This is a genomic window from Acetobacterium wieringae, from assembly GCF_026646375.1.
Classification (GTDB): domain Bacteria; phylum Bacillota; class Clostridia; order Eubacteriales; family Eubacteriaceae; genus Acetobacterium; species Acetobacterium wieringae_A.
Map to the genome: position 1 here is coordinate 101,305 of NZ_JAIPPU010000009.1, position 21,826 is coordinate 123,130.

A 21,826-nucleotide genomic window follows, 5' to 3' on the forward strand; every position below is an offset into this window, starting at 1 on the left:
GGGTTGCAAAATAGCGAAAAACCCAGCGACTATATAGGCAGTGTTCTCAATAATTGGGAAAAGTCGGGATCATCCAGAGGGCCGCTCCACCAAGATCCTTGGAGATAATCGCATTGGTGCTGCTGTAAATAGTCTGCTTGGGTCTGGGTTTGTACACCTTTGGCAAAAACTTCCAGTTTCAACTGGTGTGCGAATAAAACCATGGCCGCAAGGAGATGAGCCGTTTCATTACCATCATTAATGGCATCGATATAGTTCTGTGCAATATTAATTGTATCAATGGACAAGGTCTGAAGTTCGTTAATATAGCTCATGATTTTGCCAAAATCATCCAGGGAAATAAGAATATCAGCTAAGCGGAGTTCCTTGATCACCTCGGCCAGCTGCGGGGGAGCCGCCATAAAAGTCGATTCACTGATTTCAAATTCCAGGTTGCTGCCGACCATACCCGCTTTGGCCAGGGTCGTTTTTACCATCGGAACAAAGCCTGGATCCAGAAGTTCAACAGCAGAAATATGAATTGACATAATCAGCGGTGCGTCGTAAATGGATTTAAATTTCTGGTATTTTTCGCAGGCTGTGTGAAGAATCCACTGCCCCAACAATGGCATCAGACCATTTTTTTCGGCAATCGGCAAAAAAATCTCCGGACTGACGTTACCCAGGTCACCAGAATTCCAGCGTGTCAAAACCTCGAAACCCCGCAATTGTCGGGAGTCAGCTGCGAATTGCGGCTGAAAGACCTGATAAAATTCATTGTTTTCGAGAGCCAGGTTGAAGTAATGGGTGTAATCCAGCTTTGCAGATGGTTCGGCATTTTTTTTCTGATTAAAAAACTCAATGCCGGCGGTCTTATGGGTTTTAGCCTGGTACATTGCATGATCGGCGGATTTTAAAAGTTCAGCTGAAGTACTGCCATCTTCGGGGTAGCGGGACAAACCGAAACTGGCCCGAACTGGCAGGGGCCTATTTTCAATGATCAGATCATCGATGAGTTGTTGCCGTAAATTTTCAATGTAGCTAAAAAGGGCAGCATCAGTCAGGGGACGTTTAATGATTAAGGCAAACTCATCACCGCCCAGTCGCCCCAGCATATCATCGTCATGAATGGCATCCTTTAGTTTAGCAGAAACCCCTTGGAGCAATAAGTCCCCCACATGGTGACCTAAGGTATCATTGACTTGCTTAAAGTCATCCAGGTCGATAAAAGCGAGGGCAAAATGAAGATCGGGTTCCTCAATCGAGGTGATCAGTTGATCGATTCGATTGATCAGCATTTTACGATTCGGTAATTCGGTGAGCATGTCAATAAAGGCCATACGGCTTAATTTCTCTTCGTTAGATTTAATAATTTGGTTGTAGGCTGTCAGCAGATCATTTTGTTCAGCCATTTTCTGGTTTTTAACGGTGATTTCATCGATCTTCCGGTGATAATTAACAATGAACAAATAAATTATGGAGATGATAAATATCGTGGAGATCGGAACGATAACCATCGGTTTACCATGTATACCCGGTTGATTAAATCCGGAAAGACTAACACTGAGAATCAGCAACAGGTTTAACAAAACGGATAGAACATAACCCCATTTTTTGATGCGAATCGTCAGAAAAATTGAAATAAATACTTGAACTTGTGAAAGAATCACGCCGATATCGGCAACGGTCTTTAATTGAGAATCCAGAAAGCCGAGTAGGATAAAAAAGGCAATACAAAGTGTGCCGGTAATCCATTGAATGATTGCATTGCCGGAAAGGTAGGCTTCATTATCAAAGATGTGGCTAAGAGGACCTGGCTTATTTTTATCTGACATAAAGGATACTCCTTTCTGAGCGGGGATCGGATTAAATATTACGGTTAAAATAATAAATAGGGTCTGTCATTTTTGTTTGATTATTGATATGATAAGATCAAGTAATTCTTTCATTTATAATACCCCAGGGTGATTGAAGCAATCAGAGATTGAGCAGGATGAGCGCAGAAATTTCTAATTGCGGTTTTTGATGAGAATGAAACAGTAACGGATTGATTTAAAGAATTGATAGCTAGCCAGTATCGTGAAAACGATCGACAAACGATAACAGATAATCGAAGAAAATAGAGATGGTGTCAGATGAAACTGAAATACAAAACAATTATAATCGCCCTTTGCAGTGCGACAGTTCTACTGGGCGTCACCTATGGAATTTTTTATTGGGTTTTTTACGGCTATGTTGACGATGCCCAGCAAAATCAGATGGATAAAGATTTTGAAATGGTTGAGACGATTATTGACAACGAAAAAGAAACATTCACTAGTATTTTAATAGATTGGGCTTTTTGGGACGATACGTATAATTATATCAATGATCATAATCTAAATTATGTAACCGTTAATCTGAACGATGAAACCATGGAAAACCTCAATCTGAATATGATGCTTTTTATTGATCAAAACGGTGTGCTTGTTGGATCGGCTGAGTTCGACCTGACTGAAGAACAGGTTAGAACTTTGCTTGATAAAATTATGCAGAATAACTTTTATAGCGAGCTTCTGACTGAAGAAGCGGATAGTGCAACGGATTTGATGCTGTTGGAGGGACAACCCTATCTGATCGCCGTTGGGCGGGTCAGTAATTCCAGCCATAATGCGGTCAGTAATGGCAGTATGGTGATGGTCAAAACCGTAGATGACGAAATGACAACTTATATTGAATCATTAACGGGCGTCAATGTGGAATTAAGAGAAGCCGTGTCTCCCGTTCTTGAAAATCAAATCAGCAAAAGAGAATTCGACGGAAAACCTTATCTCACGGCCAGTCGGCTTCTGCCGGACAGCAGTGGGGAAGAAATCATTGTGATGACGATTTCCCGGATTGAAGAAAACTATAGTTTTATTAAACACCAATTTAATCTCTTTATGATCAGCTTTATCGGGTTACTCCTTTTGATTCTCAGCTTTGACTATTTTATAGTAAACCGTTATTTTCTAAAAAGAATAGAAAAGCTGATTGACTTTACCAAAGAGGTGGGAATAAAACGGGATACGACCCTATCGATCAGCATGGAAGGACAGGATGAACTAAAAACCCTGGCGGATTCCACCAATCAGATGCTTCAGGAAATTGATCAGGCGCATCAGCAGATAAAAATGATGGATGAGCGCTATCGTTTGATTATGGAAGCCACCAATGACGGCTATCTGGATGTTTGGCTACAAAAAAAAGAAGCTTATATCAGCCCCGAATGGAAACAATTAATCGGTTATCAGGGGAAAGATGGCCATCAGCTTTATGAGGATTATTTTTTAAAAATACATGGAGATTGCAAAAACCGGTTGGAAAACAGTTTTATGGATATGCTTAGTGGTAAAGTTGACTACTTTGAGGGAGAATACCGGGTAATGTCGGAGCTTTATGGCATCATCTGGGTTTCTCATCGCGGCAAAGTGGTTCAACGTGATCAGAATAACGAGCCGATTCGTTTTATCAGTACCCTTTCGAACATTACCCGAAGAAAAACCAATGAGGAAGAAATTCTCTTTTTGAGTTATTCAGATCCCCTGACCCGGCTCAAAAACCGGACTTACATGAAAAAACAGTTTGAAGCGCTCAGTCAGCAACAAAATCCCCACTATTTTATTATCATGTGTGATATCAACGGTCTTAAATTAACCAACGATGCCTTTGGTCATCAGGAGGGGGATCAGGTAATTGTGGCGGTCAGCAACGTGCTAAGGCGGATCTGCCGTCCCACCGATTTTATTTCCCGATGGCCTGGTGATGAGTTTGTCATTTTGCTTAAGGACATTGACCAGGAAGGCGTCTGTCAGCTGATCCGGGAGATTACGGATGAAACGGATAGAATTCGGGATTTCCACTTAAATATCAGTTTAGCCATGGGTTATGCAGAAAGCAATGTGGATCTGAAAAGGCCCGAAGATGTGTTGAATCTGGCTGAAAATCGGATGTACCGTAATAAGCTGATGGAAAGCAGCAGTTCCCGGAATGCCACGATCCGATCACTGGCCCGTACCCTACATGAAAAAAGTACGGAAACTGAAGCGCATACCATGCGGATTACCCAGTTAAGTAAAGCCCTGGGCAGCCGTTTAAATCTCCGCAAGGATCAGCTGGACGAATTGGAACTGTTATCACTGCTCCATGATATCGGTAAAATCGGGATCCCTGAATATATTCTGGATAAACCAGCCAAACTAAGTAAGGAAGAGTGGGAAATCATTAAAACCCATCCGGAAATCGGCTATCGGATTGCCAAGTCAACCCCAGCATTGGAACATATTGCCGAGGATATTCTGGCCCACCATGAAAAATATGATGGCAGTGGCTATCCCAATGGATTAAAAGGAGAGGCTATTCCCTACCTGGGTCGTATCATCAATGTAATTGATTCCTTTGATGTCATGACCCACAGCCGCAGCTATAAAAAAGCCAGTGATTTGTCCTATGCCATCAGCGAGCTTAAAAGCTGCTCCGGAACCCAGTTTGATCCGGAAATCGTCAGAGTCTTTCTAAAGATGATTGAAGAAGAAGGTTTGCCGATACAGCTGGAAATTTCAGTATGAATCAATAGTCAGGAAAATTAAAGTTGACAATAATAAATTTAAGGAGGAATCGGATATGACAGAAATCATTCAATTAGGGGCCATGGCACCAGATTTTACGTTGGTCGATCAAAATGGTGAGGTGGTCACCCTGAGTCAGTTTAAAGGGAAAAAAGTGCTTTTGTCCTGGCATCCACTGGCCTGGACGTCGGTATGCACGGACCAGATGCGTTCGCTGGATCGTAATGCGGATCGTTTTGCTGGGAAGAATACCGTGGTATTGGGGCTCAGTGTTGATCCCGAGCCATGCAAATCAGTATGGGCCCGGGCGTTATGTCTAAAACAGCTGAAGATCCTTTCTGATTTTAATCCCCTGGGAGCGGTTGCCCGGGCCTATGGGATCTTCAGCCCCGAACATGGCGCTTCCAAACGGGCTAATATCCTGATCAATGAAGTGGGGATGGTGATCTGGGTCAAAAAATATGAGATTCGAACCCTGCCGGATGTGGAAGAGGTATTGGGAAAACTGTAAAAAACAGTCGTTTTTGATACAGCGATGCCCCAGTCCCCGGATCGAGAAACTGTTTGGTAAAGGTATTCGCCTGACGATACCCTGGGTAACCAGGGTGTTTTTTGAATTGTTTCGGGTATAAAAATAAACAGATTTCAAATGAAGGGATGAGAAAGCATGAGCAGAAAGAAGATCATCGTCATCGGAGCTGGGGTCAGTGGTCTTGCCAGTGCCCTGCGGCTGTTAAATGAGGGCTTTGAAGTTGAGCTATATGAGAAAAATGATCAGGTCGGAGGACGGATGGGGGTAATTTCCGGGAATGGTTTTACCTTTGATTTGGGCCCGACCATTTTGATGATGCCCCAGATATACAATGAAGTCTTTAGCGTTTGTGGACGAAATCCGGCTGATTATCTCCAGATGGAACGACTCGACCCCATTTACAAGGTATATTTCGGTGATGGTTCGACCCATGAGGCATCTTCGGAATTAAGCAGTCTGATCAAAACACTGGAGTCGGTGGGTGAAGCAGAGACCCAGGGTTATCTGGCCTATCTGGCCGATGTTTATCAACGCTATCTGGTGGCCAAAGAGCATTTTATTGAGCGATCCTTTCGCAATGCAAGTGATTTTTATAATCCGAAAACCCTGCTGGCGGGGCTCCGGCTCAAAACCTTTGACAATGCCTTTGACTCGGTCGGGAAGTTTGTTAAGGATGAAAAACTCAAGGAACTCCTGAGTTTTCAGACGCTCTATATCGGTATTTCGCCTTTTAATGGGCCCTCGATCTATACGATCATTCCAATGATCGAACTGACCTATGGGGTCTGGTTTTTAAAAGGGGGAATGCGGGCCATGGCCCTGGCGATGGAAAAACTGTTTTTGGAAATGGGCGGGAAGCTGGTTCTTAATGCCCCGGTAGAGCGGATTAATTGTGATGGCAACCGGGTTCGCAGCATTACCGTTGGAGGTCAGGAGTATACCGCTGATGGGGTGGTTTGTTCGGCGGATTTTCCCTACGCCATGAAAGCCCTACTGCCGGACGATTTCAAGCACAAAAAATATCAACCTGCCAAAGTTGAGGCGCTGGATTATTCCTGTTCAGCCTACATGCTCTATCTGGGTCTTGACAAGCGGGACTTTCCCGGACTCAACGTTCATAATCTGGTTTTTTCACAGGATTTTAAAGGCAATCTTGACGATATCTTTGCCGGAAGCTTTCCGGCGGATCCATCCATCTATGTTTATGCGCCAGCCCTTCTGGATGAGAGCCTGGCCCCTCCGGGGCAACTGGGCCTTTATGTGCTGGTGCCGGTACCCAATTTAAAAGATGGCCCACTGGACTGGAACGACCAGCAGGTCGTGGCTGGCTACCGTCAACAGGCCATGGATAAAATCCGTCAGATTAAGCCGCTGGCAGATTTTGAAGCCCACATCATTTTTGAAAAAACCTATACGCCCCTTGATTTCCGGGATGACTTCAATGCCCTGTTCGGAGCGACCTTTGGGCTGCGGCCAACCCTTTTGCAGAGCAATTACTGGCGGCCTCAGCCCAAGGCAATGAAGTATCAAAACCTGTATTTTACGGGTTCCAGCGCCCATCCCGGGGCGGGTGTACCGATTGTATTGACATCGGCCAAGATTACCGTGGCCGAAGTGGTGAGGGATTTAACATGATCGAAGATGCGATTCAAAAGGATTTAAACTGGTGCGAAACCCTGATTCGGAATAATTCCAGCAGTTTTTATCGAGCCTTCCAAAAACTACCCCGAGAGCAGGCTCAGGCGGTGTTTGCCATCTATGCTTTCTGTCGGATTGCCGATGATGCCATTGATGTTGATAATAACCCGGAGGTGGTTAAAGTGATGGCGGTAAAGCTGTCAGCTTTTGAGGCCGGAGAAACCCCGGATGAACCGATGTGGCGGGCACTGCGCTGGGCGTTTGACCATTTTCCGCTAACGATCCGACCGTTTCAGGAAATGCTGATCGGTCAGCTTCAGGATGTTGAGTTTAAACAGCCAGAGACCTTTAATCATCTGCTTGACTATTGCTACCTGGTGGCGGGAACAGTGGGTTTAATGCTTTGTCCGCTGCTGGCTGAGCCGGTAACCATGGAAGCAGAAGCCTTATCGGTGGAACTGGGAATTGCCATGCAGCTGACCAATATTTTGCGGGATGTCGGTACCGACTATCGGTTGAAGCGGATCTATCTGCCGGAGGATTTAATGAGCGCCTGGGGCGTCAGTCCTGAGGATCTGGCTGGACCGGAGCCAAGTCCGGAGTTGATCCAGCTATGGGAGTACCTTGCCACTGAAGCGGAAAGCCGCTATCAAAAAATCACAATAAATCTGGCGGTGTTTGATAAAAAAGCCCGGTTGCCGGTGTTGTTGTCACTGCTTTATTACAGTAAAATTTTAAAACGGTGTCGGCAAGCCCGGTATCATTTGTTGGATCGGCGGATTTATGTGCCCAAATGGGAAAAGGTGATGCTCTATATTTCGGCCAACAGACAGTTGGTGTTGACATCTTTTGGGCAGTAAGTGACAGAGCAAGGAGGCGGAGAATGGAGAATATCTGGAACAATATTTTGGGAATCGTTGTTTCGTTTATTTATGTGTTTGGCGTAATTTTTCTGGCTAAATTTTTGGAGCGCTTCGGCAAAGAAGCCAGCCGCAAGGCGGTTCATATTCTGGTTTGTAACTGGTGGCTGCTGGCGATGGGCTTTTTTGACCATCCTCTTTGGGCAGCAGTGGTACCGGCCTGTTTTGTGGTACTGAATTACCTGTCCTATCGCTTCCAAATCTTTTCGTCGATGGAACGGGGGGCTGGAAAAGGTGATCTGGGTACTGTCTACTATGCCATTTCGTTACTGATTCTGGCACTGATCACCTTTGGGCCACTGAACAACCCGGTAGTTGGCGGGGTGGGGATTCTGATCATGGGTTATGGCGATGGTCTGGCCGCGGTGGTGGGTACCCGCTGGCCAAAGCGGCCGTATCAAATTTTCGGTTCCGAAAAAACGTTGTCGGGCAGTTTGACCATGCTGGGCGCTTCGTTTCTGGTGACGACACTTCTGCTGGCAGCCACTGGTCAGCCTCTGGTGCTGATCCCGGCGATTATCCTGGCGGTGCTGGCAACCGTACTGGAAGCCGCAACCCCGCTGGGGCTTGATAATCTGACCGTACCTCTGGTCAGTGCGGGAGCCTATTATTTTTTATTTGTCTAAACGGAGGTACAAAATGGACAATTTAACACAGTATAGCTTGGCGGCGCAGACCGGATCGCCTCTGGAACACGTGGTATATATTTTTTTGTCGCTGGCGGTTTCTGTTTTTGCCTTAAAGCGCAATGCGTTAACTTTATCGGCGGCACTGGGAGCTTTTTTTCTGGCCGTGGCCTTGTATTTGGCCGGTGGGCCGCTGTTTTTTATCCTTTTGATGGTGTTTTTTTTCAGTTCTACTATTTTATCGCACTTTAAAGCCAGCATAAAAGATCCGATTGAGGTTCGTCTGCATGCCAAGTCTGGCCCCCGGGATCTGGTCCAGGTTGGGGCCAATGGTGGTGCCGCCCTGATTATGGCGATTCCCTTTGTTTTATCTCAAAACCCTGCCTATCTGGTGGCAGTGGCAGCGTCCTTTGCAGCCTGTAATGCCGATACCTGGGCTTCGGAAATCGGAATTCTTAGTAAGAAGACCCCGGTTTCGTTACTTACCTTAAAACCGGTCAGCCCCGGGCTTTCCGGAGGGGTCAGTCCGCTGGGTTTTTTAGCTTCGCTGGGTGGGTCGGCTGTGGTGGCCTTGACCTATGGTCTTTACCAGTTGGCGGCTGGCAACAACGGGGTGCTTTTGTGGATGCAAATTCTGATGATTACCTTTGGTGGATTGCTGGGTTCAGTTCTGGATAGCTTTATGGGCGCTGCGTTCCAGGCCAAATATATCAGCCGTGAAACCGGTGAGCTGACCGAAAAACCGGTGGATAACAATAAACCCAATCAGCTTTATAGCGGACTGGCTTTTGTCAACAATGACGTTGTTAATTTTGCCAGTTCATTGCTGGCTGCCAGTCTGGTGTTGCTTTTTATCCAGCTGCAGTAAAGACTGGAATTTGGCGATCATTTTCAGGAAAGGAAAAGACGGATGATTAAGCAGGCTTATTTTCAGGGAAAAAACAAAAAACGCCGCTATTTTGAAGGCTGGTATTTTAAATGTATCAGCGCTGATCGCAAACATGCCATTGCTATTATTCCGGGAATGGCTATCGATCCCCAGGGGAACCGGCAGGCTTTTATCCAGGTCATCAATGCTGTCACCGGAAAAACCTGGTATCATCATTTTCCCTATCCCGAGTTCAAAGCCAGAACGGATCGGTTTGATGTAGAGATTGAGAATAACAGCTTCAACGCTCAGGGTCTCTCACTAAATATCGATACGGCTGAAGGCAGCATCAAAGGACGGTTGACTTTTCATAACAGCCATCCCTTTCCCAAGGGTTTTAAGAACCCGGCGATCATGGGGCCTTTTGGAATCGTGCCCCTTATGGAATGCTACCACGCCATTATTCATTTGTATCATGAAATAAAGGGTGAGATTGAGCTGGATGGGGAATTGCTTGATTTTAGTCGCGGAGTTGGGTACATTGAAAAAGACTACGGCCGATCTTTTCCCAAAACTTATCTCTGGTTGCAAGCCAGCCATTTTGAGGGGGGGGATGCTTCATTTGTCTTTTCACGGGCGAACATTCCTTTTTTGGGGATGGAATTTCCAGGTTTTTTTGCTTACTTCACTGATTTTAGCGGGATTACCCGCCGTTTTGCTACCTATAATTTTTCCCGGCTGGAGAAATGGGAAGTTGATACGACAAAGGGAACCTGTGCTGGGGAACTTGAAGGCCCAAATGGGGCCCTTGCTTTTAAAGCGCAGATGGCCGGTGGTGGACGGCTGCGGGCACCGGTGGACGGACTGATGGATCGTGAGATTGTCGAGAGTATCACGGCCAAGGTTTGGCTGCGTTTAACAAACAATCGGGGCGATATCATCTTTGAGCGTGTTAGCAGCGAAGCGGGGATGGAGATCTGTTTGGAAGAAGGGATTGCAGTGAAGCAAGAATATCAATAAATAAAACCCATTGTCAGGCAGAATCATTTATAGAAGTTGCCAAAAAGGTGTTTTATTGGGGCGTGCAATTATGATATAATAAGCCAAATTAAATAATCATTTTCAGGTGCCCTTCGGGGAGAATAGGAAAATAAGTGAAAAGCTTATACGGGCCCGCCGCTGTAAATTGGGAGTTGCTGTCTAGATGCCACTGTTTAAAAATGGGAAGGCGACAGCGATGAGGATCATGAGTCAGAAGACCTGCCTGAGAATTAGATGTTGAGAGATGTGGAAAGTCTACGCTTTGTTAGCGTAGCTTTTTTTGTTTAAAAAGCTTTATAAACAGTGTTTAAGAGAAAAAAACAAGGGAGGGACGAATTGAAAGCAGTGGTATTGGAAAAACCGGGGAAATTGGTGATAAAAGATAAAGACATGCCGGTCTGTAGTGATGGCGAAATGCTTGTTAAGGTCAGAGCCTGCAATATTTGCCGAACGGATTTAAAATGTGCCACCATGGGTCAACGAGATCTGGTTTATCCTCGGGTATTGGGACATGAAATCGCCGGTGAGATCATAGCTAAAGGAAAAGGTGCGAACGGTCGGGTGGGTTCCCGGGTGTCTATTCACCCGGGGATTTCCTGTGGGGTGTGCGACTATTGTAAAAGTGGTCAGGATAATCTCTGTGATCAGATTAAGATTATGGGCTTTAATTTTGATGGTGGTTTTCAGGAAGTGATCAAAATTGATAAACAGGCGATCCAATCCAAGATTGTTAATCTGATTAAAAATGATACTCTGGCATATGAAGAAATATCATTTATTGAACCGCTGGCCTGTTGTGTCAATATTCAGGATCGCCTTCAGTTGAACAAGAAAGCGGTGCTGGTCATTATCGGTGGCGGCCGTTTGGGCCTGCTTAACCTGTTTGTGGCGAAAGCGGAAGGAATCCAAAACGTGATTCTGATTGAAGCCAATGATGAGCGTCGTAACCGTGGCAAAGCCTTGGGTTTTGATGCTGTTTTTAGTGGTGACGAGCCGGATCTGCTCGACCAGTTAAAGCGGTGCAGCGATGGTCATGGAGTCGACGGAGTAATCCCCTGCTGTCCAGGCCCAGAGGCCTTTGACCTGGCCCTGGAAATCCTCAGAAAAAAAGGAACCCTCGGTTACTTCAGTGGACTAACCCGCAATGACGACTTCCAGCTGGACATCAACCGGATTCACTACAAGGAAATTACCGTAGTCGGATCCTATGGCTGCAGTGTTAAGCATAGTCAAAAGGCCAAAACCCTGCTTGAATCAAGAAAAATTGATGTTCGGCCACTTATTTCTCATCGCATCAAGCTGGAAGAATTGGAACAAGGAATGGACTATATCCGAAACGGCGATGGTTATTCAACCATTGTGGTGATGAAATGACGCGCTTTGGCGAAAGTGAAGCTTAAGTAGTTGTTGATGAAATAATAACGAATACTATTAATTTAAGGAGAAAATAAATGGAAAAAACAATCAGCATGAAAGATTATGGTCAGGTGATTACCCAGCTGATCAATAAGGAAAACCTGTCAAAAGATGATTCCAAAGAAATGTTTATGGAGATTCTTAGTGATAAGCAAACGGCCATGCAGCAGGGCGCTTTTTTAGCGGCCCTCAGTGCCAAAGGGGCAACCCCGGCAGAAGTAGCCGGAAGTTTTGAAGCGATTTACGAGGTGGATACCTTTAAGGTGGAACCGGTCACTGAGTTTCCGATTGTGGATAACTGCGGCACCGGTATGGATAGTTTTAAAACCTTTAATATCAGCACGGTGGCTTCAATTATTGCTGCCGCTGCCGGAATTCCTATGGCTAAACACGGTTCTCGTGCTATGACCTCGGTTTGTGGTACCATCGATGTGCTTGAAGCCCTGGGTATCGATATGGATTCCAATGTTGATCTGGTTAAAGAAAGTATTGAAAAAGCGGGCATTGGCATTTTTAATGGGATGAGCCCAGAGGTTCATCCAGTGGCTTTGGGGCGGGTTTTATCGCAGATTTCTTTTGGCAGTGTGCTGAATATTTCAGCATCTCTGGCTAATCCGGCGCTGCCGCAGTATGGGGTCAGAGGGGTCTACTCCAAAGAAATGCTGGATTTTGTGCCCCAGATCATGGCGGAGATCGGTTATAAACGGGCGATCGTCGTTTATGGCGAAGTTGGCGAGCAGGCCATTGATGAGGCCTCAACCCTCGGTACCACCCACATTGCTGAGCTGAAAGAAGATGGTCGTGTGGAAAAATATACATTTAATCCACAAGATATGTTGATAACTCCTGGAATTGTGGATGAAATCCGCACATTTAATTCGGTTGAAGAATCGGCGTTATGTATTGTCCGATTGTTAAAGGGGAAAGAAACCAAGACCCGTGAAGATATTGTTGCTTTAAATGCCGGACTGATTCTGTATTTGCGGGACAAGGCGCCCAGCATTCGGGAAGGTTATGAAATGGCACTGGAACTGATTCACAACGGTGCGGCCTGGGAAAAGCTGAAGACCTGGGTCAACTATCAGAATCGTGATGGTATTAAGGGCATGAATACTTTGTCAGCGTTGGAAAAAAAGGTTCAAAGTTAGGCAGCGCTGATGATTCTTTATGCGTTAAAAGCAGCAGAAGGTTATCTGAAAACGGCTGAAAATGGGGATTTTACCCTGGTTGGCATCAACAAGGCCAGCGTTTATCCAGAGAACGGACTGGATCAATTGATTGCAAAAAAAAATGAGTTGGCGGATAGACTAACCGAGCTCCGGATTGTCAAGTTGACCCTGGAGGAAACCGATTTTTTTGCTTGAATGGCTACAAATGAGTTAAGATATATTTACGGATTTTGATATCAATGGTATGATAAAAACAGAATAAATGGGTGACTCCATAAAATTAAAAGAACCTTTTTCTTCGAAAAAGGTTCTTTTAATTTCTTAATACGTATCGGAGTATGAAAGATCAATATAGTTATCCAGGGACATTGATTGTGGATAACTTTTAACCGGGTTGTCACTTGATAGAGGAAGAACGGCTTTTTTATCCACATTATACCGGATTTACCGGGATAATGTGGATAAGTTGTGTGGATAAAGATAGAATGTCGATAAGTTTGAGAAAGAAGGGGTAAAAGGATGCATAGATTTGAAAATTGTCTGGTGGTGGGAATCTCTTCCCGGGCGCTTTTTGATCTGGAGGAAGAAAACCGGATCTTTGATGAAGCAGGGGTAGAAGCTTATACAAAATACCAGATTGAACATGAAAACGATATTTTAAAGCCGGGAACCGGTTTTGCCCTGATAAAGGCGTTACTGAAGCTTAATGAAATCGGTTCGGAAGAGCGTAAGACCGAAATCATTGTGATGTCCCGCAATAATGCCGATAGCAGTCTGCGGATTTTTAACTCGATCAGGCATTACCAATTGGATATCACCCGGGCAGCACTGGTCAGCGGGGCTCTGTTGGCGCCCTATCTGGAAGCTTTTAACACCGATCTTTTTCTTTCCGCCAATGAGGAGGATGTTCAAGAGGCCATTAATGCCGGAGTGGCGGCGGGAATCATTTATACCCAACACTTGACCTACGATGAAGTAAAAGAAATCGATCAGATCCGGATCGCCTTTGATGGCGATGCGGTGCTTTTCTCGGATGAGTCCGAGCGGATCTATAAAAGTCAGGGCATTGAAGCCTTTCAGGCCAATGAAACCAAAAATGCCCGCAAGCCTCTGCCGGAAGGGCCTTTTGCCAGATTTTTAAAAACCCTGTCAGCTATTCAGAAAGCGTTTGATAAAAACCGGGCGCCGATTCGCACCGCTTTGGTCACGGCCAGAAATGCGCCGGCTCACGAGCGGGTGATTCGAACCCTGAGGGCCTGGGATGTGCGTATTGATGAAGCCTTTTTTCTCGGCGGTATGAGCAAGCAGGAGGTGCTTAAGGCCTTTGGCGCCCACATCTATTTTGACGATCAGGCCATTCACACCGATGCGACGGCGGAATTTGTGCCTTCGGCCCGGGTGCCGTATAAAAATAATCAGGAATAACCATAAGGAGAGCAAAAGCGTCGGTTGCGAACCAATTAGAAGCCAAATCAAAAAAGAACCCTCTAAATCAAGAGAATTCTTTTTTGTGAGAAAGGAGTTCATGAAAAGAAAATATATGTTAAACCAGAAAATTATTGAGGGATAATCTTCTGGTGAAAACCCGACAAAAAGATCATATCGGTGTATCGAGCATGTTTAGTTTACCGTCAGTCTGTGGTCGGGTCTTGATTATTTTGTGATAGTTAGGTGAAGTTTTAATTAAATTGAAATTAACGATGAGCTGATATAATAATCAAAAACTGGCTGCTCAGTGATGAATGAGCAGCCAGAAATAAAGAAAGAGGGAGCCTATGAAAGACTATCGACCCGATGATTTTGATTTTAATAAAACCCTCGGCGAAATCAGTGCCGGGATCAAAAAACCAAACATTCTCATTTGCGGCGCCACCGGTGCCGGAAAAAGTTCGGTGGTGAACTATGTGTTTGGCGAGAATCTGGCTCAAATTGGCCATGGCGTTCCAGTCACTCGGGGAATCACCAGATACCAACAGGAGGATACCGGGGTGGTGCTTTATGACACCGAAGGTTATGAAATCGGCACCGAGAAAATTTCTCAATACAAAGCCAATGTCGAAGACTGGGTCAATGCCTTTGGCGATGTTGACATTCATGTAGCTAAAAAAGCAGGCGTCACTCAGGAGCTGAATAACCGGATTCATGAAGTCTGGTATTGTATCTCAGCTGGAAACAAACGGGTCACCGATATGGATATCGATGTGATACAGATGCTTAAGGCAAAGAAACTGCCAGTGGCGGTGGTACTGACCCAAATTGATAACCTCGATGCCGAAGAACTCGAGGCGATGGAAGCAGCCATCAGAGAGTATTGCCAAGTGGTTTTTTTTCGAACCAGTGCTTCCGATGATCCGGCAGTGAAAGCTGCCTTGCAGGATTATCTGCAATGGGATGAACTGATCGGCTGGGCCATTGATCATCTCGATGAGTCCTTGCGGGAAGGGTTTATCAGCGCCCTGAAAGGGAATCTGGCGGCGAAAAAAAGATTGGTTAATCAAAAGATTATTCCCCTCTATACTAGCGCGGCGGCGGGGGTGGCCTTAACGCCGATTCCTTTTTCGGATGCGGCGCTGTTGGTTCCAATCCAGATTAAAATGTCGTTGCACATCATGAAAACCTATGGACTGGATCAGAAGCTGAGTAACCTGTCATCACTGGTGGGCTCAGTGGTGGTTTCGGAATCCGGCCGATTATTGGCCCAAACGCTTAGCAGCAGTTTGTTTAAACTGATTCCGGGAGTTGGAACAGCCATCGGCACCACAGTCAATACGGTAGTTGCCTCCAGTTTTACCGCGGCCATGGGCTATGCCATATCTCAAATCTGTTTTAACTGCGCGACTGCCGTGTTTGAAGAAGGCAGAGAGATTGAGTGGCCGGACTATTTCAACGGCGAAAATATTGCAGCCTTAATGGCTGAATGGTTTAAGGTTTCCCGGCATGGCTAAGCAATGCGAAACCAATGTCCTGATTTTGGGAAAAACCGGGGTTGGGAAAACGTCGCTGTGCAACTATATTTTTGGTGCTGAAGTGATGAAGACCGGGGCTGGCCGGCCAGTCACCGGGATGGGGATTTTTACGGAAACGATTCCGCTGAGTCCTCAGTTGATCCTCCATCTTTATGACTCATGGGGCCTGGAAGCCGATAAGTCGGAAAGCTGGAAAGTCCTGATTCATGAGGTGCTGGATCAGCATGATGTCCGGGAAATCGGAGCGTGGTTCCATACCATCATCTATTGTCTGTCCGCCAAATCAGCCCGGGTGGAGGACTTTGATCTGGACATGATCAGGGCTTTGGGGAAGGACGGAAACCCGGTGCTGGTGGTGTTGACCCATTGTGATGTGATGAATGTGGAAACTGCTATAGCAGCCATGCGATCAGAAATCATAGCTAAAGCGGGGATTCGCAATCAGAACATTATCGAGGTTTCCAGCCAGTCCAAAACGTTGTTAAGTGGCAAGACCACCCAGGCTTTTGGAAAAGAAAAAATCATCCATCGAATCAAAGTCAATCTGCTCGATTCCATTTCTCAAAAAATGCCGCAATTATTGGCAGCGTTTGGCCATCAAAAAATCAATCAATGGTTTAAAACCTGTCAGGAGGTGGTACAGCAGCAGGTCGGCTTTATCAATCCAACTTCCGGAAAAAAAGAAATCAGTCGTAATGATTTTTTCGATCGCTCTGCCCAGGAAATAGTTGACCAGATTGCCCGGGAATCGGATGCGCTTTTTAATGAAGCCTATGAATTCTATACAGCTTTCAGCCGCCAGTTTTCTGGCAATGCTCTGGTGGAAGTGACCGACCAGCAGCGGATTCCCGAGATTATCCACGTTCAAATTAAAAAAAGGGACAAAATTGGAACTTCGATTGCTGGAGCAATGTTATTGGCGATTCCGGTAGTGGGACTGCTGGGAAAATTTGCCATTCAGGAAAAAACCCGGGCCTATTATCGGGAAGGGTTGCGCCATAATAAGGCATTGTTGGAAGACCATCTGAAAGTCTGTGTTGGGATGCTGACTCAGGACTTAAAAAAAATAAATGACGAATTGGAACGTGAAGAATAATTTCCGGGTTTTGGGGTAAATAGTTAGATAACGTAAATTTTCATAAGAAGGAGAAGCAGAAATGGAACTGGTAGATAAAATTGGCGTGATATATTGGAGTTATAAAGAAAGCACGGAGATCATGGCTGAAAAAATTTCCAATGGCATTGACGAAGCCGGAGCAAAAGCGATTCTGGTCAATGTGGTTGACTTTGATATTAATACGATTGACAGCTATTATAAAATTGCCCTGGGATGCCCGGCGATGGAAGGGGAAGCTCTGGAAAGAAATGAGTTCGAACCGTTTTTTAAGGCCATATCTGGTCATCTCAACGGTAAAAAGGTTGCTCTGTTTGGCTCTCACGGTTGGGGCGAAGGGGAATGGATGCATGTCTGGGAGAACCAGGTGAAAGATTTGGGAGCTCTTTTATTCGATCATGGTCTGACCATTCTGGGAGAGCCTGATAAAGCCGGACGCCGTCGCTGCGTTGAATTTGGCAAGGCGTTTGCTGAATTTTAAAAGGATCCAAAAGTATTGAATCAAATAGAAAGCCCGGGAAGCTTAGCTTCCCGGGCTTTTGTCACAACATATCGTTTTTCATAAACATCAGATCCGGCGATTGATGAACAAGGGGGGTGTTCATCAATCGCTGGGTGACTGATATCGTTTTGTGGGATGACGTGTGAATGGAGGTCTTAGTTCATTCGACTGACAAAATCAGAGTACGCTTCGATACCGTGTTCGTGAACGTCAAGGCCTTCAATTTCAACCACTTTTTCAACGCGGAGGCCAACTGTTTTATTAAGGACATAGAACAGCAGGAACGAAGTGGCCAGAGTCCAGGCAGCTACTGAAACGACACCGATTGCTTGAACGATCAATAGATCAATTCCACCGCCATATAATAATCCCAGAATTGCATCTTCGGTTCCCGGCAGGTAGTTAGCAAATAAGCCAACCAATAAGGTTCCCGCTACACCGTTCATGCAGTGAACACCGACAGCCCCAACCGGGTCATCAATGCGCAGTTTCTGATCGATAAAAGGAATCCCGAAGGTGATGATGACACCAGCAACGATACCGATGATGATGGCACCCCAAAGGGTAACAACCAGACAACCGGCAGTGATAGCAACCAGTCCGCCCAGGACACCATTGAGAGTCATTGAGATATCCGGTTTTTTGTATCGTGCCCAAGTCAGCAGCATGACGGTTAATCCGCCAGCGGCAGCAGCCAGATTGGTAGTCATGGCAATATGTCCAATATCCAGATTGACGGCCAGCGTACTACCACAGTTGAATCCGAACCAAGCAAACCAAAGAATAAAGACACCGAGAGCACCTAAGGTTAAACTATGACCAGGAATGGCATTGGCTTTGCCGTCTTTATTGTATTTGCCAATTCGTGGCCCGACAATGATGGCACCCATGAGTGCAGTCCAACCACCAACAGAGTGAACAACAGTAGAACCGGCAAAGTCAACAAATCCCATTTGACCAAGGAATCCACCACCCCACGCCCAGTGTCCAACAACGGGGTAGATAATCAGGCTGATAAAAGCTGAGATAATGCAGTAGACTGAGAATTTAGTACGTCCGGCAACAGCACCTGATACAATCGTGGCAGCTGTAGCGCAGAATACTGTTTGGAAAAAGATAAACAGTTCTGGAGTGACGGCTTCAAAAGCTGAAACATTGGTCAGATTTTCAGGATTGAAGAAACCGCCCAAGCCGATGAATCCGCCAACATCAGGACCAAACATGAAGGCGAAACCAAAACAGAAGAAAAAGATTGAACCGACCATAAAGTCGACGAAATTCTTCATAATAATGTTACCGGCATTTTTAGCACGGGTAAAGCCGGTTTCAACCATTGCAAATCCAGCCTGCATAAAGAAGACAAGGACTGCAGCCAAGAATACCCAGACAATATCAATATATTGTTGTAGTTCTAATAATTCCATAATAATACCTCTCTTATTAAAATTAAATCATACAAGTAGAAGAAAAGTAATCGCTATAAGCATAAAAAAAGAAGACAATTTTAATTCATGATTAAAATCTATCTCCTTTGATAGCTGATATTACTTTCTCTATTCATATTAAATTGCATCAACTCCATGATCACCAGTACGAATACGAATAACATCGGCAACATCGTACACGAATATTTTTCCGCCACCAATTTCGTCCTCTGTAGCAAGGCGATCTTTGATGATCTTAATAATAATTCCCGCTGTTTCAGCATCTGTCACGGTTTCAACCTTTATCTTTGGAAGAAAGTTAACGGTGTAAGCCGTCCCTCGATAGGACTTTTGATAACCTTTCTGGTTTCCGTAGCCCATGATATTGGTAATCATCATCCCCTGAACATCACAGGTGTTTAAGATTTCTTTCAGATCTTCCAGTCTTTCAGGTTTAATGACTATTTCAAGCTTTTTCATATGAACCTCCTTATCGTTTTACATGAAATATGATAATGGGGGGAGGGAAAATGATCCCATCCCCATTATTTTTACTTTTATTGATTATACGTAGAATAAAATATCTTCGTAGGTTGGGAATGGCCAGTATTTTTCGGCAACAATTTCTTCAAGAGCATCAGCAGCTAAGCGAAGTTCGCCCATGGCAGGGATGACTTTTTCACAGAAATAGTTTGCTTCAGCTTGTTCACCTTCGCATTCGTGTGCTGCAGCCAGAGTAGTTTCAAGCACATCGATGGATTTAATGAACGTTCCAAACAGGGTGGATAATCGTTCGGTCAAGGTTGTTTCAGCCGTTACATCAACTGAGCCGATGGCTTTTTTAGCAGCTAAGGTATCAACCACTTCTTTGGTATAGGTTACAACTGCTGGTGAAATTTCCCGTTTTGCCAGAGTCAACATGGTCAGTGCTTCAATGTTGATAGTTTTGATGTATTCTTCAAGCAAAATGGTCTGACGGGATTCCATTTCAGCTGGAGTGAAGATGTTATGACGGCCAAACAGAGCAACATTCTTTTCAGAAGTAAATTCAGCCAAAGCGGTCGGAGTGGTTTTTAAGTTTGGCAGACCGCGTCGGGCAGCTTCTTCAACCCATTCATCGGAGTAGTTATTGCCATTGAAGACAACATTTTTATTTTCTTTAACAGATTTTTGAAGCAGTGCATCAATTGCGGCATCTAAATCATCGGCTTTTTCCAGAACATCCGCATAATCCGAAAGAACGTCAGCAACAATGGTGTTTAATGTGATATTTGGGCCAGCAATGGACTGGTTTGAACCGAGCATTCTGAATTCAAATTTATTACCGGTAAAAGCAAATGGTGAGGTTCGGTTTCGATCCGTTGCGTCAATGATGAATTTTGGTAGGCTCTTAACACCCAGTGCCATCACCAGATCTTTGGCTTCGGTAACCGGTTCGCCAGTTTCGATGGATTTAAGTACAGCGGTTAACTGTTCACCAAGGAAAACAGAAACAATGGCTGGAGGTGCTTCATTGGCGCCTAATCGATGATCATTACCAGCGGTGGCAACAGAAATTCTCAGCATTTCACTGTATTTGTAAACTGCTTCAATGGTTGCACAAAGGAAAATCAGGAATTGCTTATTCTCAGCTGGGTTATCTCCTGGATTTAACAGGTTTTCACCGGTGTCGGTTGACATTGAGAAGTTATTGTGTTTACCGGAACCGTTAACGCCATCAAATGGTTTTTCGTGCAGTAAGCAAGCCAGATCGTGACGGTAGGCAACGCGTTGCATAAATTCCATAATCAGTTGGTTGTTGTCGGTTGCGACATTGGTGTTAGTGAAAATTGGAGCCATCTCGTGTTGTGCAGGTGCAACTTCATTGTGTCGTGTCTTGGAAGAAATGCCTAAGCTCCAAAGCTCGCGATCTAATTCATCCATATAGTTAGCAACACGACCACGGATTTTTCCAAAATAGTGTGTTTCCATTTCCTGACCTTTTGGTGGTTTAGCACCAAAAAGGGTACGACCGGTAAGAATTAAATCTTTTCGTTTTTTGAACATTTCCCGCTCAACCAGGAAGTATTCTTGTTCAGCACCAATGGTAGTTGTAACTTTCTTAACATCTTTGCCGAACAGTTTTAAAATACGTTTGGCATTCTCATTAAGGGTTTCCATTGATCGTAACAGTGGCGTTTTCTTATCAAGAACTTCCCCAGAGTAGGAACAGAAAATAGTTGGGATATAAAGGGTGGTTCCCTTAATAAAAGCATAAGAGGTGGGATCCCAGGCGGTATAACCACGGGCTTCAAAGGTGGCTCGTAAGCCGCCGGACGGGAAAGAAGAGGCATCCGGTTCACCCTTGATCAGTTCTTTGCCGGAGAATTCCATAATCACTTTGCCATCTTCAGTTGGATTGATAAATGCATCATGCTTTTCAGCAGTGATACCAGTCATTGGCTGGAACCAATGGGTGTAATGGGTGGCACCCAGCTCTAGCGCCCAATCTTTCATGGCATTTGCCACAACTTCAGCAACGTTTTCTTCCAGAGGTAAATCCTCTTTCATTGTTTTTAACAGAGAAGCATAAATGTGTTTGGGCAAACGCTTGCGCATCACTCCAGAGTTAAAAACCTTTGATCCGAAAAGATCAGATACATTTTCATTAATTGGCACGTCCGTGTCCTCCTAAAATATAATTTGTATAATTATAACATAACTGTCACCATTGTCAGATATATTACAATAAAAGCTAAGTAAAATCAAATCGAAGGTTTTTTAAGATTATGGAAACCCTTCTTTCTGAGATGGAGTACTTTTTAGTTGGTGGGTTCTAAAAAGTTTAATAAGTGCAAATAAAAAGAGATAAAAAAAAAGCGCCTTAGAAAGTGTTCTTACACTCTCAAAGCACCATTGCTATTGCCACTTTCATGACAGTTATCAGTTTTTATTAATTTAAGCCTATTATAGACGATTGAAGAACGCTTGTAAAGAAAAAATTACAAAAAATTACATGTAATGGTTATCAATTTGGAAAGGATTTTAGGAATGATTTACAAAAAC

The 21,826-nt window shown here is 44.7% G+C and carries 18 protein-coding genes and 1 riboswitch; of the genes, 14 read left to right on the plus strand and 4 right to left on the minus strand.

Annotated features, from left to right (window positions below):
* Positions 1-29: 29 nt before the first annotated feature.
* Positions 30-1,814: a bifunctional diguanylate cyclase/phosphodiesterase gene (locus Q7P33_RS09840; RefSeq protein ID WP_303869869.1), complete on the minus strand. Its 1,785-nt coding sequence runs from the start codon at positions 1,812-1,814 to the stop codon at positions 30-32.
* A gap of 300 nt (positions 1,815-2,114) precedes the next feature.
* On the opposite strand from Q7P33_RS09840, the gene Q7P33_RS09845 reads away from it, so the two are divergent.
* The 14 genes from Q7P33_RS09845 to Q7P33_RS09910 all read left to right on the plus strand — a co-directional run bounded on the left by Q7P33_RS09845 (position 2,115) and on the right by Q7P33_RS09910 (position 17,336).
* Positions 2,115-4,565 carry an HD domain-containing phosphohydrolase gene (locus Q7P33_RS09845; RefSeq protein ID WP_303869871.1) on the plus strand — a complete coding sequence of 817 codons (2,451 nt, stop codon included), beginning with the start codon at positions 2,115-2,117 and terminating at the stop codon, positions 4,563-4,565.
* Positions 4,566-4,620: 55 nt separating this feature from the next.
* Positions 4,621-5,076: a redoxin domain-containing protein gene (locus Q7P33_RS09850; protein WP_303869873.1), complete on the plus strand. Its 456-nt coding sequence runs from the start codon at positions 4,621-4,623 to the stop codon at positions 5,074-5,076.
* Between the two features lie 156 nt (positions 5,077-5,232).
* Positions 5,233-6,732, plus strand: coding sequence for an NAD(P)/FAD-dependent oxidoreductase (locus Q7P33_RS09855; protein WP_303869876.1), 1,500 nt, complete (start codon positions 5,233-5,235; stop codon positions 6,730-6,732).
* On the plus strand, positions 6,729-7,595 hold the full coding sequence (locus Q7P33_RS09860) for a phytoene/squalene synthase family protein (protein WP_303869879.1): 867 nt from the start codon (positions 6,729-6,731) through the stop codon (positions 7,593-7,595). Before Q7P33_RS09855 ends, Q7P33_RS09860 begins: the two co-directional genes overlap by 4 nt.
* 23 nt (positions 7,596-7,618) lie before the next feature.
* Positions 7,619-8,281, plus strand: coding sequence for a diacylglycerol/polyprenol kinase family protein (locus tag Q7P33_RS09865; RefSeq protein ID WP_303869881.1), 663 nt, complete (start codon positions 7,619-7,621; stop codon positions 8,279-8,281).
* Positions 8,282-8,294: 13 nt separating this feature from the next.
* Positions 8,295-9,149, plus strand: coding sequence for a DUF92 domain-containing protein (locus tag Q7P33_RS09870; protein ID WP_303869883.1), 855 nt, complete (start codon positions 8,295-8,297; stop codon positions 9,147-9,149).
* A 42-nt stretch (positions 9,150-9,191) separates the two neighbouring features.
* On the plus strand, positions 9,192-10,169 hold the full coding sequence (locus Q7P33_RS09875) for a tocopherol cyclase family protein (protein WP_303869885.1): 978 nt from the start codon (positions 9,192-9,194) through the stop codon (positions 10,167-10,169).
* 87 nt (positions 10,170-10,256) lie between these two features.
* Positions 10,257-10,432, plus strand: a riboswitch (cobalamin riboswitch).
* A 103-nt stretch (positions 10,433-10,535) separates the two neighbouring features.
* Positions 10,536-11,564 carry an alcohol dehydrogenase catalytic domain-containing protein gene (locus Q7P33_RS09880; protein WP_303869969.1) on the plus strand — a complete coding sequence of 343 codons (1,029 nt, stop codon included), beginning with the start codon at positions 10,536-10,538 and terminating at the stop codon, positions 11,562-11,564.
* Between the two features lie 77 nt (positions 11,565-11,641).
* Complete coding sequence (gene trpD / locus Q7P33_RS09885; protein ID WP_303869888.1) at positions 11,642-12,754, plus strand: anthranilate phosphoribosyltransferase; 1,113 nt, start codon at positions 11,642-11,644, stop codon at positions 12,752-12,754.
* Positions 12,755-12,763: 9 nt separating this feature from the next.
* Entirely contained in the window at positions 12,764-12,970 is a 207-nt protein-coding gene (locus Q7P33_RS09890) for a hypothetical protein (RefSeq protein WP_303869890.1), read from the plus strand.
* A gap of 324 nt (positions 12,971-13,294) precedes the next feature.
* Positions 13,295-14,200 (plus strand): 5'-nucleotidase, encoded by a 906-nt coding sequence (locus tag Q7P33_RS09895; RefSeq protein WP_303869892.1) that lies wholly within the window; start codon positions 13,295-13,297, stop codon positions 14,198-14,200.
* Positions 14,201-14,550: 350 nt separating this feature from the next.
* Complete coding sequence (locus Q7P33_RS09900) at positions 14,551-15,720, plus strand: YcjF family protein (RefSeq protein ID WP_303869896.1); 1,170 nt, start codon at positions 14,551-14,553, stop codon at positions 15,718-15,720.
* Positions 15,713-16,837 carry a GTPase domain-containing protein gene (locus Q7P33_RS09905; protein ID WP_303869899.1) on the plus strand — a complete coding sequence of 375 codons (1,125 nt, stop codon included), beginning with the start codon at positions 15,713-15,715 and terminating at the stop codon, positions 16,835-16,837. The genes Q7P33_RS09900 and Q7P33_RS09905 overlap by 8 nt, the downstream gene beginning before the upstream one ends.
* 61 nt (positions 16,838-16,898) lie before the next feature.
* Positions 16,899-17,336: a flavodoxin domain-containing protein gene (locus tag Q7P33_RS09910; RefSeq protein WP_303869902.1), complete on the plus strand. Its 438-nt coding sequence runs from the start codon at positions 16,899-16,901 to the stop codon at positions 17,334-17,336.
* A 176-nt stretch (positions 17,337-17,512) separates the two neighbouring features.
* Here the strand turns inward: Q7P33_RS09910 and Q7P33_RS09915 are convergent, their stop codons facing one another.
* The 3 genes from Q7P33_RS09915 to Q7P33_RS09925 all read right to left on the minus strand — a co-directional run bounded on the left by Q7P33_RS09915 (position 17,513) and on the right by Q7P33_RS09925 (position 21,439).
* Positions 17,513-18,781 (minus strand): ammonium transporter, encoded by a 1,269-nt coding sequence (locus Q7P33_RS09915; protein ID WP_303869905.1) that lies wholly within the window; start codon positions 18,779-18,781, stop codon positions 17,513-17,515.
* 138 nt (positions 18,782-18,919) lie between these two features.
* On the minus strand, positions 18,920-19,261 hold the full coding sequence (locus Q7P33_RS09920) for a P-II family nitrogen regulator (RefSeq protein ID WP_303869908.1): 342 nt from the start codon (positions 19,259-19,261) through the stop codon (positions 18,920-18,922).
* Positions 19,262-19,345: 84 nt separating this feature from the next.
* Positions 19,346-21,439, minus strand: coding sequence for a glutamine synthetase III (locus Q7P33_RS09925; protein WP_303869910.1), 2,094 nt, complete (start codon positions 21,437-21,439; stop codon positions 19,346-19,348).
* Positions 21,440-21,826 lie beyond the last annotated feature (387 nt).